Source organism: Neorhizobium huautlense, assembly GCF_002968575.1.
GTDB lineage: Bacteria > Pseudomonadota > Alphaproteobacteria > Rhizobiales > Rhizobiaceae > Neorhizobium > Neorhizobium huautlense.
On the sequence record NZ_PVBM01000010.1, the window covers coordinates 123,863 to 136,025 of the forward strand.

Sequence of the window (12,163 nt, forward strand, 5' to 3'; positions counted from 1 at the left end):
AACCTAACGATCAAAAAAATGAATAATCCGGTTGTCATAGGCGGTTCGGCGGATGCCTGAGCCGGTTCTTCTGCTGGCATTGTAAAGCCTTTTGTTTAAAGCATCGCAGCCACAGCGGCCACAGTATTTGCCGGGCGCGGCAGTTTTTCCGCTAGCCGATCCAGGCGGGCGGCCGTCTCGTCCGGAATGTGGTGATCGACAACGTGATCTCCGAGCAGGTGCAGCGTATCGATGAAAGGTTCGAGTGAGGGGCGGAAGCGATTCCAGTGTTTTAGCTGTCGCCAGGGGCTGGAAATCGCAGGCGAGGGGATCAGGATCGACCATGAAGGGCTTACCCCCTCACCAACAAAATCTATGACTTAGCTGCGCTAAGATCGTGATTTTGTCACCTCTCCCACCAGGGGAGAGGTATAGCGTCGCATATGCCTCACCGACCCGGCCGTCCCGTCTTGCCCTTGGTGCGGCTCTTGCGCTTCTGCTCGCCGGGATCTTCGTAGGAACCTGCGCCGATTTTTCCTCTGACAAGCGGGCGCACGCCGTCGTCACGCTCGGGCTGGCCCTCCAGAAGTGGCGAGAAGCGCTTGCCGGGTTCGGTTTGCGGTTTTTCAGGTGCCTTGCCTTCTTCCGATCCCTGTCGCGCCTCCGGCGCTCCACGCCTCTTGTCGACCGGTTTTTCCGTCCGCCCGACGGTCATTTCGTCGAGCGTATTTTTCCGGAAGAGCGATGCTTTCGCGGGTTCGGCGATGTCGCGGCCCATGTCGTCCAAAGAGGGTTTGGCGAAGAGGCTGCCACGAGTCGATCTCCCCCCTTGTGGGGGAGATGCCCCGGCAGGGGCAGAGGGGGGTATGTCGGAGGTCGGAGCAAGATCGCCCCCCTCTGGGCTGCCGCCCATCTCCCCCACAAGGGGGGAGATTGACCCGGAGCGGCCTCTCGCTCCGCCCTTGCCGCCTTCCTGGCTGCGGGCTTCGTCTCTGGCAATTGGATCGTCCATGACCGAAAGTTCCGCCGCCTTGAGGCGTTTGATCTCGTCGCGCAGGCGCGCGGCCTTTTCGAAGTCGAGGTCGGCGGCGGCGTTGCGCATGTCCTTTTCGAGCGCGTTGAGATGCGCCTGCAGATTGTTGCCGACCAAGTGGCCGCCATCGGCAAAGCCCTTGCCGGAGACGCCGGAAATGTCGGCGCGCACATGGTCGCGTTCGTAGACGGAATCGAGGATGTCGGAAATCCTCGCCTTCACCGATTCCGGCGTGATGCCGTGTTCCTCGTTATAGGCCATCTGCTTTTCGCGGCGGCGGGCGGTCTCGTCCATCGCCCGCTGCATCGAGCCGGTGACCTTGTCGGCATAGAGGATGACCTTGCCGTCGACGTTTCGCGCGGCGCGGCCGATGGTCTGGATCAGCGAGGTTTCGGAGCGGAGGAACCCTTCCTTGTCGGCGTCGAGAATGGCGACGAAGCCGCATTCGGGAATGTCGAGGCCCTCGCGCAGCAGGTTGATACCGACAAGCACGTCGAAGGCGCCGAGGCGGAGATCCCGGATGATCTCGATGCGCTCCAGCGTGTCGATGTCGGAATGCATGTAGCGGACGCGCACGCCCTGTTCATGCAGGTATTCGGTCAGGTCTTCCGCCATGCGCTTAGTGAGCACGGTGCAGAGCGTGCGATAGCCCTTGGCTGATGTCTCGCGGATCTCGCCGAGCACGTCGTCCACCTGGCTGCGGGCCGGGCGGACCTCGACGGGCGGATCGATGAGGCCGGTCGGGCGGATCACCTGTTCGGCGAAGACGCCGCCGGCCTGCTCCATTTCCCAGCCGCCGGGGGTGGCGGAGACGGCGATGGTCGGCGGGCGCATCGCGTCCCATTCCTCGAAGCGCAGCGGCCGGTTGTCCATGCAAGACGGCAGGCGGAAACCGTATTCGGCAAGCGTCGCCTTGCGGCGGAAGTCGCCGCGATACATGCCGCCGATCTGCGGGATGGTGACGTGGCTTTCGTCGATGAAGATCAGCGCGTTGTCCGGGATGTATTCGAACAGGGTCGGCGGCGGCTCGCCGGGGCGGCGGCCGGTGAGATAGCGCGAATAGTTCTCGATGCCGGCGCAGGAGCCGGTCGCCTCCATCATCTCGACATCGTAGCGGGTGCGCTGTTCCAGCCGTTGCGCCTCGAGCAGGCGGCCGGCGGCTTCCAGCTCGGCGAGCCGGTGCTTCAGCTCCTCCTTGATCGACTTGATCGCGGCGTTGAGGGTGGGGCGCGGGGTGACGTAGTGCGAATTGGCGTAGATTTTTACCGATTTCAGGTCGCCGGTCTTCTGGCCGGTCAGCGGGTCGAATTCGGTGATCGCGTCGATCTCGTCGCCGAACATCGAGATGCGCCAGGCCGCATCCTCCAGGTGGGCTGGGAAGATTTCGATCGTATCGCCGCGGACGCGGAACGAACCACGCTGGAAATCCATGTCGCGGCGCTTGTATTGCTGGGCGACGAGGTCGGCCAAGAGCTGGCGCTGGTCGAGCCGGTCGCCGACCGACATCTGGAAGGTCATCGCCGTATAGGTCTCGACCGAACCGATACCGTAGATGCAAGAGACCGAGGCGACGATGATGCAGTCGTCGCGCTCCAGGATGGCGCGGGTGGCCGCGTGGCGCATCCGGTCGATCTGCTCGTTGATCGACGATTCCTTCTCGATATAGGTGTCGGAGCGGGGGACGTAGGCCTCCGGCTGGTAATAGTCGTAATAGGAGACGAAATATTCCACCGCATTGTCGGGGAAGAAGTTCTTGAACTCCGAATAGAGCTGGGCGGCGAGCGTCTTGTTGGGCGCCAGGATGACCGCGGGGCGCTGGGTTTCCTCGATCACCTTGGCCATGGTGAAGGTCTTGCCCGAGCCGGTCACGCCGAGCAGCACCTGGCTGCGCTCGCCCGACGATATGCCCTCGACGAGATCGCGGATGGCGGTCGGCTGGTCGCCGGCGGGCTGGTATTCCGACGCCATGCGGATCGGAATGCCGCCTTCGGACTTTTCCGGCCGGGCAGGGCGGTGCGGCGTCCACATCTTGCCGTCCTTGAACAGCGGATTGCCGCTCTCGATCAGCTTCGACAGCGCTTCGACCGTGGCGGTGACGGCGCCCGGAGCCAAGTTCCTGGCCTCCTCCAGCGACACGTCGAGGCCGGCGACCGGATTGAGGCCGGCGGCGGCGCGGGTCTTCGGATCGGAGGAGGCGCCGATCGACACGCCGCGGGCGGTCTTCGAGGCGGTGGTGTTTTTGGCTGTTTTCGGCACGTCTTTGGCGGCCTGCCGGATGGCTTCCTCGCGGGCCGCGATCTCGATCTTCTTGCGGTGCTTGCCGGCCTTCGAGGCGATCTCGCGCTGCGTTTCGACGGAGGAGGCTTCCGCCTCGGCTTCGAGCTGCTTCACCCAGTCGGAAACGCTGCCGGACAGCGGTGCGCCTTCGAATGACGATTGCGGGGCTTCCTCGAAACCTGCGTTGTTTTCACGGGGCGAGGCGGGCGACTTTTTCGGGGATCTGGCCATGCGGCGAATATGGAGAGGAATCGCGCCGAAGAAAAGGGGGCGCGGCCACAAAACGAGTACAAAAGGGAAACGGTACAGCCTTCAGGCGACGGCGCGGTTGCCGAGCGTGCGTCGTCTTTCGATCCAGCCGGCGATCCGGTCGGCAGGCATCGGCCGGCCGAAGAAATAGCCCTGGGCGCAGGAACAGCCGAGGCATTTCAGGGCATCCGCCTCCTCCTCGGTTTCGACGCCCTCGATCACCACGTCCATGGACAGCGCCCGGCCGAGCCCGATCATGGCGCCGACGATCTCCTGGTTCTGGCGGCTGCGGTGAATGCCGGTGACGAAGCGGCGGTCGAGCTTCAGCCGGTCGACCTTGAGCTGCACCAGATAGGCGAGCGAGGAATGGCCGGCGCCGAAATCGTCGACCGCCAGTTTGTAGCCGGAACGCTCGATCCGTTTCAGCTGCTCGCCGGCGACCAGGGTGTCGAGAATCGCCTCCTCGGTGATCTCGATCTCGAACAGGGTCGGGTCGATGCGATGCGCCGTGGTGATGCGGTCCAGCACGTCTGCGACGCTGTAGAGGTCGAATTCGCGCGGCGAGACGTTGATCGCCACCGTGGCTTTCGGCAGGCCAAGCGCCGGCAGGCTGTTCAGCAGCCGGCAGGCCGCCCCGGCAACCGCGGCGGTGAGCTTGTCGCAGAGGTTGGTGGCCTGCGCCGCATGAACGATCTCCGGCGGCGCGATCGGCCCGAGATAGGGGTGGTGCCAGCGCACCAGCGCCTCGAAACCGGTAATCTCCTGGGATGCGAGGTTGACCTGCGGCTGGAACCAGGCGTGGATGTCGCCGCTCGCCAGCGCCTCGCGGAGTTCCTGTTCGATCTGGTGCTGGCGGTCGGCCTGCGAGCGGAAGGTGGGTTCGAATTCACGCCATTGGCGGCGTCCCCCGTCCTTTGCCCGATAGAGGGCCATGTCGGCGCAGATGAACAGATCCTCGGCTGTGTCTGCATGATCGGGAAAGACGGCGAGGCCGATCGAGGTGCCGACGACGGTCGCCTTTCCGTCGAGCATGACAGGCTGACGGCTCCGCTCCAAAATTCGTTCCGCCTGGCCGCGCGCCTGGGCGGCTGCGTCCGCTCCGCCGATGATCATGGCAAATTCGTCGCCGCCGAGCCGTGCGATGATGCTTTTGCCGTCGATCGTCGAACGTAGCCGGTCGCTCACTTCCACAAGCAGCGTATCGCCGGCGCTATGGCCGAGCGTATCGTTGATGGACTTGAAGCGGTCAAGATCGAGAATGAGGAGAGCAAGCTGGGTGCCGTCTTCGGCCGCCGAGGAGATTCCGTTGGAAAGGGCTGCGTTGAAGGCGGCGCGATTGGCAAGGCCGGTGAGGGGGTCGCAATTGGCAAGCACCTCCAGCCGGTAATTGGCGCGCAGGATGTCCGAATTGGCGGAGGAGAGGGAGTCGGCCAGGGCCGTCGCCTTGAGCTTGGCCCGTACGTTATCGACGAAGATGGCCTGGCTCATGCGGCTGCTGCGGATCAGAACCAACGTCAGCGCCACGACGTTGAGGGCAACCAGCCAGCCGCTCGCATCGCCGTGGGCTGCAAGCGACATTACGACGGCGGCGAGGGGAGGCAAAGCGAATGCCAGCGATACAGGACTATATCCCATGCCCATCATGACGGCACCGGTCGCCATGCCGCACATGATGAGATAGAGCCCGCTATCCCCGCCCACGGGATTGAAGTCGGGCACCGAAAGCGGAAGCATGGCCCAGGTGGTGCCGCTAGTCAGCGCCCCCACCGTCAGCACGTCGAGCGCCTGCTGGGGGTCGTGTTCGGCCGTCTGCCAACGTTTGAGGATCGCTCCCAGGAATGCGCGCAGGAAGAGCCCGCCGATGACGGAGGCGAACCACACGGTTGTGGAAAACACCAGACCATGGCCGAGTGTCGAGACGAACAGCGCGGAAGCGGAGATCACGGCATTGGTCGTGAGTGTCGAGCGCAGGCGCTCGAGGATCGTGAAAGCCTGGGCCCGCCGGACGTCCATGTCCAGAGACCGGTCAGCCCCGTCGTTTTTCAGATCCTCTTCCATAAGCTCCGTCGGATAATCGCAGGCAACATCGCAAGATCACCGATCACCTATAAGATTCCTTTAAAGGCGATCCGTAACCCCCAACCCGATAAAACTTATCAGTGTTCCCGCATTTAAAAAGGAATCTCCCGATGCCCGGCATATCGGTGCAATCCCGACCGACGAATTTGGACGTTCCTACGGAATTCGATAGCGGTACCGCCGGCCGGCAGATCGTGGCTGAATCGCGCGCCAGATGAGGTCATAGCAACATCGTCAACGACGATTTCCCGTGTTGTCATAGCGCAGCGTGGCTGCCTCGACCTTGTCGCCATTGGCGGCTGCCCATGCACACAGTGCTTCAAACGGCTCCCGCAGTGAATGACCCAGTGGAGTAATTGCATATTCCACGCCGATCGGCTGCGTTGGCAGTACGGTTCTCGTCACAAGACCGTTCCGCTCAAGCCTCTTCAAAGCGTCGGCAAGAGCCTTGTGCGTGATCCCGTCGAGACGCCGTTTGATCTCGTTGAAGCGCGAGGGTTTGGGACAGATCACTGTCAGGATCAGGATCGTCCATTTGTCAGCGATCTTGTCGAGCACGGGGCGAACCTGCGCCATGTCGCACAAGGCGCGGTGAGAAAGTGCTTCCAGGTCGGTATACTCGTCCATATCTAGGCTACTTAAGGTGCGTAATTGATACCAGATATCTGATGTATATCATGGCGAGACCATCACTTGAAAGGATTTACGATGGCTCGAATGAGTAACAAGGTTGCCCTCGTCGTCGGGGGCGCGAAGGGTATCGGCTTGGCAATTGCAGAGCGGCTTTCGGCCGAAGGGGCAAAGGTCTTCATAACCAGTCGCAGAAGCGGCGATGCCGAGAAGGCGGCCAAGGCTATCGGTCATGACGTCGTTGGCATTGCCGCCGATGCCGGTGCGCCCGAGGATATGGTGAAGGCCGTCGAAACCGTGCGCCAAGCCTGTGGGCGTATCGACTCGCTCGTCCTGAATGCAGGCCTCTCCGAGCCTGCGCAGATTGCCGACATAACGCCTGAACATTTCGACCGCCACTTCGACGTCAACGTCCGCGGGATGGTTTTCGGCTTCCAGGCGGCTCTCCCCGTGATGACGGAAGGTGGGTCGGTCGTCCTCGTCGGCTCCATCGCGGCCAGCGCGGGCTACGCCTCATACGGAACCTATTGCGCTACCAAGGCAGCCGTGCGCTCCTATGCCCGAACATGGACGGGGGAACTCGCACCCAGAGGTATACGCGTCAACGTCGTCGCACCCGGTCCAACCGATACGGAGATGATGGCTTCGGTTCAGGAAGACATGCGTGCGGCCATTGTCGCTCCCATCCCGATGGGGCGAATGGCGCGACCTTCAGAAGTGGCTGCTGCCGCCTTGTTCCTGTTGAGCGATGACGCGAGTTACATCGCTGGTGCCGAACTCTGCGTCGACGGCGGCTTGCGGCAGGTCTAAGGTTAAGGTCGAAATGCTGTACCCGCTCGGAGCAGGTCGGGTACAGCAAACGCGCTCGATGACGGGCCGAAATTAAGTTGATGCCGTTCAGCCCGGGCTCTACGCCGGATCGTTCTTACCGATAGCGAACAGGTTATTTCTTCACCACCCTGGCCTCCGCTTCCCGGCGAGGTGACCCCGTGGGATTGGATGGGGTCGCAGCTGCGTCCGGACCATAGATGATGGTGTAGGTGCCGTCCGCGGTCTTTTCGATCGAGATGACGGTCAGGCCGTCGATCGAAATGCTGCGGAGGACGTTGGGCAGCTCCCGTTCTGGCACGCCCGTGATCGTTATCATCTGATTCTCCTCCCAGGAATCGGTTGAGGGCGGCATTCGAGATAGCGAAGGCCTCAGCCCGGTGCTTTCAGCCCGTATTCGCGGACGAACTGGCGACGCGCCGCCGCAAAGCGCGCGTCGTTCAGGAAGTCCGTCACCCTGGCTATGTTGTGTCGGGCGACCCAGTTCTTGAGCGTCCGGGGAGCGTCGTCAGGATTGCGGTCGATATAGCTGTTGATGAGGGCGCTCGCGTCATCTGCGGCATAAGGGTAGATGGCCTCGGTCCTGGTGGCCTCGGTGAGGGCCAGAACCTGCGAGGTCTGCTCGTCGATACCGATCAATCCCGCAGTAATCGTACCCGCCGAGGCGTAGTCATTGACATCCATCAGCGCAAGTTCGAGCGGATAGGCCGCAGTATCCAGCTGCAGCTTGTCGATGATCGACGAGCGCACCCGGTTCCGGTTGGCGCGCATCTGCTTCTGCAGGAACTGGATCGTCTTCTCCGACAGGATGTTCTTGTCATAGGCGGCATGCGCGCCCTTGAGGCCGGTGTCCACGGCAGCCAGCGCGGTCTTGGTGGCCTTTGCTGCAGCGAGGGTTCCCGCACCACTCAGTGACAGGCTGGCAATGGTCGCGGCGAAGGGAACGCCCTGGCCTTCCTGCGTCAGTTCGGAAGAGAAGCGCGCATACTCCACATCGATCGAACCCATGGCGCTGAGGACGATCGAATTGCGAAGCGCCTTTTTGTCGAAATCACCAGCGGAATGATAGGCCGCCAGGCGCGACGGCGCGTAGCCGCCAGCGAAATAAGTTGCGGTGACCCTGTTGTATTGCGCGAGGTTTGGGCCTCCGGCGATCGATGGAGTGCAGCCAGTAAGCGCAGCCGTTGCTGCAGTCATCATCACAACGGCACGACAAGTTCTTCGTATCATTCAAGTTCCCCCGAGAAATACATAAGGCCACAGGTATTGCCGATTGAAAACGCACCGCCTGCAACCAAAAGGGGAGTTGGGGGTTGTAGATGTTTGAAGGCGACATGCCGTCCGCAGCATTACAAATTCTCCATGTCGCGAAATGGCCGCAATTTATGAACCTTTCCACCACAATTGTCGGGGACCCTGATCATGGTCCAACGAGGAAATGATCGAATGAATCCTTCTATCCCGACCTTGGCCGCCATCCGTTTCGGTTATGGTCTTCGCCCGGGGGAAGAGCTGCCCGCCGATGCCGATGCGCTGCTGGCGCAGATCGAGGAGGGCGTTGCGGAAAGGCCGCGTTTCCCCCGCGAGGGGCTGACGGGGCGGATCGAGACCGCTACCCGGGTGCTTTCGGTCAGGGCGGCGGAGGCGAAGGCCGCCAAGGCCGGGAATCCGAATGCGGATCTGCGCAAGGAGACGCAGCGGCAGGCCCAACGCATCTATCGACAGGACGCCATGGGCCGCATTGCCCAAGCCATCCATTCCCCGCTCGGGTTTTATGAAAGGCTTGCGACCTTCTGGGTGGATCATTTCTCCACGAGCGTCCTGAAGTCGCTGCCGATGCGCATGATCGTGCCGCTTTACGAGGCGCAGTCGATCCGACCCAACATTGGCGGTTCCTTCTCGGGGCTTCTCCAGGCCGCGATCCTGCATCCGGCAATGCTGATCTATCTCGACCAGAACCAGAGCGTCGGGCCGGATTCGGTCGCCGGCCGCAAGAACAGCCGCGGGCTCAACGAAAATCTGGGGCGCGAGCTGCTCGAACTCCACACGCTAGGCGCCGGCAGCGGCTATACCCAGGACGACGTTCGCGCTGCCGCGCTGATCCTCACCGGCCTTTCGGTCGACAATCGGGCTCTGGAAGTCGTCTATCGTCCGCGGCTGGCTGAAGCCGGCCCTGTTTCGCTTCTCGGCCGTTCCTACGAAGACGATGAAGGCGACGGTCAGGATCATATCCTGATGCTGGAAGACCTTGCTGCCAATCCGAAGACCGCCCTGCACGTCTCCCGCAAGCTTGCCCGCCACTTCATCGCCGACGATCCACCGGAAGAGGTGGTCTCGTCCATGGTGGACGCCTGGACGAAGAGCCAGGGTAACCTGACCGAAGTCTATCGCGCCATGCTGACCCATCCGCGCGCCTGGTCGGATCCCGGGCAGAAGATCAAGCAGCCCTTCGAGTTTCTCGTCTCCGGTTTCCGGGCGTTCGACCTGCCGGAAAAGAATTTTGCCGAACTTCTGCGCGATATGGAGGGCGAGGACGAGGGGCCGGTGGAAAAAGCCATGGAGATGGCGGGGGTGAGGGCAAAGGAGAACGCAAAGCGAAAAGCGGGGCGGGCAAACGCGCTGACGTTCGGCGCGCTGCAGCGCATGGGTCAGCCGGTCTGGCAGCCGCCGAGCCCGGCGGGCTTTGCCGACGAGGCCGGCGTGTGGCTGTCACCGAGCCAGCTGAGCGAGCGGATCACCTGGTCGCGGATGGTCGCCCGGATCCTCGGGCAGAAGATGGAGCCGTCCGAATTTCTCGCCGCCGCGCTGGGAGATGCCGCCCGCCCCGAAACCCAGAGGATCGTCTCCCAGGCGCCGAACAAGGTGCACGGCATCACCATGGTTCTCGCCTCACCCGAATTCAACAGGAGATGAAAATGACCTTGCAGCCAAACGTCCTGTTGTCCCGCCGCGGCTTTCTTGCAGGCGCCTGCTGCGCCGCCGCCGCGCCCATCCTGACGCCGGTGACCTTCGCCGCCATGCCCGGCGACAACCGCTTCGTGACGATAGTTTTGCGGGGTGCAATGGACGGGCTCGATCTCGTGCAGCCCTACGGCGATCCCGCTTTTGCGGCGCTGAGGCCGAAGCTCGGCCTGACACCCCAGACCGGCCTTCTCGACCTCGACGGCTTCTTCGGCCTCAACCCGGCCGCTTCCGCGCTGATGCCGCTCTGGCAGGCGGGGGAACTGTCTTTCGTTCACGCGGTCTCGACGCCCTATCGGGACCAGCGCAGCCATTTCGACGGCCAGGATATGCTGGAGACCGGCGGCAGCGACAAGGCGGAGCGGACCGGATGGCTGAACCGCGCGCTTTCTGCGATCCCCCGCTCCGACGCCCGCAAGGCGATCGACATCAACACCTCGATGGAGCTCATCCTGAGCGGTCCGAGCGACGTGGACTCCTGGTCGACCCAGAGCAATTTCGCGCTCGCCGAGGACGAAATCGCCTTTCTCGATCGCCTGTATGAAGGCGACGACGCTTTCGCCAGGGCGATGCAGGAGGCAAAGAAGACCGACATGTCGGCGGATGCCCTTTACGGCGACGCCAAGCGCGGGGCAGGGATTGCCGAAATGGCTCGGCTTGCCGGCGGCATGCTTCGCGAGGACTACCGGATCGCCAGCTTCTCGATCAACGGCTGGGACACCCATGTTGGCCAGAAGGCGCAATTCAAAAAAGCCGCCGGCGATCTCTCGACCGCGATAACCACGCTGAAAGCTTCCTTGGGCGACGAGGCATGGGGAAAGACGGTCGTGCTGGCGATCACCGAATTCGGCCGCACGGCGCGCGAAAACGGCACCAACGGCACCGATCACGGCACCGGCGGGCTTGCGGTGCTGGCCGGCGGCGCCATCTCGGGCGGTAAGGTTCTTGGCCAATGGCCGGGCCTTGGCGACGATCATCTGCTCGACCGGCGCGACCTGATGCCGACCGGCGACGTGCGGGAGATAGCCGCCGCCATGCTCTACAGGCAGTTCGGCATCGATCCGGACAATCTGACCGGCAAGGTCTTTCCCGGCCTCGCCTTCGACCGGTCCTCGATCTATCTCAAAGGGTGATCTCCCTCAGGTGAGGAGATCGTAGACCCGGAAGATCCAGTAGAGCTGGTAGGCGAGCGCGAACGCCACGAAGGCCGCATGATAACGGCGGTTCGCGGTGGCGATCGCGATCGCACTCAACGCCACATAGAGCGCGGTGCGTGCCGGATATTCGAAGCCGAGCGACAGGAAATAGTCGCGGCCCTTGATCAGGGTGTCGACGATATCGGTGATCAGCAACCCGGCGAGGAAGCCGAAGAACCATTTCCGCCGCGACAGAAAATAGTCCTCGTAGCTGTCATAGTCCTGCATCGAGGTGGGGAAGAGTAGCGCACAGAGGAAGAAGAAGAGCGCGCAGAAGCCGATCAGGAACAGATAGGCCGCGAAGCCGATCACGGGCAGGGCGTGCAGCCGGTGTTCCCACCACCAGAAATGGACCAGAAAGAGGAACATGAACGCCACCCATCCGAGATGGACAAGGTAGACGCGGGCCGCTTTCGGATGCTGCACGATGCCGGCGAGACCGTTCAGCAGCCGTGCCAGGCCAAGGCTGACCACCATGCCCATCACCACGCGGATATGCGTGAAGGTTTCGGCAGTGGTCGCGGCATCCATGGCTTATTCCTCCTCAGGAACCGGCGTCGGTTTGCCGTCTTCGTCGAGCGCCACCATGATGAAGGTGCCGGCCGTCACCTTTTCCAGGAACCGATAGCGCGCCCTGTGCGCCCATGCCTCGACATTCAACGTAATCGATGTGCGGCCGACGCGGGTGATCTCGGTATAGACGTTGAGCGTGTCGCCGATTTTCACCGGCAGCTGGAACGCCATCTCCTTCACCGCTGCAGTCACGACCCGGCCGCGGGCGCGCTCGGCCGCGCGGATGCCGCTCGCCAGGTCCATCTGCGCCATGACCCAGCCGCCAAAAATATCTCCCGCCGCATTGGCGTCCGCAGGCATGGCGAGAGTGCGGAGCGTCAGCTCCCCCGTGGGCCTGGCATTGTCGGTCATGATTGTT

10 protein-coding genes are annotated in these 12,163 nt (G+C 62.7%); 3 read left to right on the top strand and 7 right to left on the bottom strand.

Annotated features, from left to right (window positions below; translation table 11 throughout):
• Positions 1–427: 427 nt before the first annotated feature.
• The 3 genes from uvrB to C5L12_RS13480 form a co-directional block, all read right to left on the bottom strand.
• On the bottom strand, positions 428–3,520 hold the full coding sequence (uvrB, locus tag C5L12_RS13470; RefSeq protein ID WP_105372618.1) for an excinuclease ABC subunit UvrB: 3,093 nt from the start codon (positions 3,518–3,520) through the stop codon (positions 428–430).
• Between the two features lie 81 nt (positions 3,521–3,601).
• Entirely contained in the window at positions 3,602–5,596 is a 1,995-nt protein-coding gene (locus C5L12_RS13475; protein WP_105372555.1) for a putative bifunctional diguanylate cyclase/phosphodiesterase, read from the bottom strand.
• A 255-nt stretch (positions 5,597–5,851) separates the two neighbouring features.
• Complete coding sequence (locus C5L12_RS13480; protein WP_105372556.1) at positions 5,852–6,244, bottom strand: winged helix-turn-helix transcriptional regulator; 393 nt, start codon at positions 6,242–6,244, stop codon at positions 5,852–5,854.
• 81 nt (positions 6,245–6,325) lie between these two features.
• Here C5L12_RS13480 and C5L12_RS13485 point away from each other — a divergent pair, with 81 nt between their 5' ends.
• Entirely contained in the window at positions 6,326–7,057 is a 732-nt protein-coding gene (locus C5L12_RS13485; protein WP_105372557.1) for an SDR family NAD(P)-dependent oxidoreductase, read from the top strand.
• A gap of 133 nt (positions 7,058–7,190) precedes the next feature.
• On the opposite strand, the gene C5L12_RS13490 is transcribed toward C5L12_RS13485, so the two are convergent.
• Positions 7,191–7,394: a hypothetical protein gene (locus C5L12_RS13490; RefSeq protein ID WP_105372558.1), complete on the bottom strand. Its 204-nt coding sequence runs from the start codon at positions 7,392–7,394 to the stop codon at positions 7,191–7,193.
• 53 nt (positions 7,395–7,447) lie between these two features.
• Complete coding sequence (locus tag C5L12_RS13495) at positions 7,448–8,305, bottom strand: hypothetical protein (protein WP_157949047.1); 858 nt, start codon at positions 8,303–8,305, stop codon at positions 7,448–7,450.
• Between the two features lie 216 nt (positions 8,306–8,521).
• Here C5L12_RS13495 and C5L12_RS13500 point away from each other — a divergent pair, with 216 nt between their 5' ends.
• Both C5L12_RS13500 and C5L12_RS13505 read left to right on the top strand, forming a co-directional pair.
• Positions 8,522–9,988, top strand: coding sequence for a DUF1800 domain-containing protein (locus tag C5L12_RS13500; RefSeq protein ID WP_105372560.1), 1,467 nt, complete (start codon positions 8,522–8,524; stop codon positions 9,986–9,988).
• A 2-nt stretch (positions 9,989–9,990) separates the two neighbouring features.
• Positions 9,991–11,169, top strand: a complete 1,179-nt coding sequence (locus C5L12_RS13505; RefSeq protein WP_105372561.1) for a DUF1501 domain-containing protein — start codon at positions 9,991–9,993, stop codon at positions 11,167–11,169.
• A 6-nt stretch (positions 11,170–11,175) separates the two neighbouring features.
• On the opposite strand, the gene C5L12_RS13510 is transcribed toward C5L12_RS13505, so the two are convergent.
• Both C5L12_RS13510 and C5L12_RS13515 read right to left on the bottom strand, forming a co-directional pair.
• The gene (locus C5L12_RS13510; protein ID WP_105372562.1) at positions 11,176–11,763 is read right to left on the bottom strand and encodes a hypothetical protein; all 588 of its coding nucleotides are present in this window, start codon (positions 11,761–11,763) and stop codon (positions 11,176–11,178) included.
• A gap of 3 nt (positions 11,764–11,766) precedes the next feature.
• The gene (locus C5L12_RS13515) at positions 11,767–12,156 is read right to left on the bottom strand and encodes an acyl-CoA thioesterase (RefSeq protein ID WP_105372563.1); all 390 of its coding nucleotides are present in this window, start codon (positions 12,154–12,156) and stop codon (positions 11,767–11,769) included.
• Positions 12,157–12,163 lie beyond the last annotated feature (7 nt).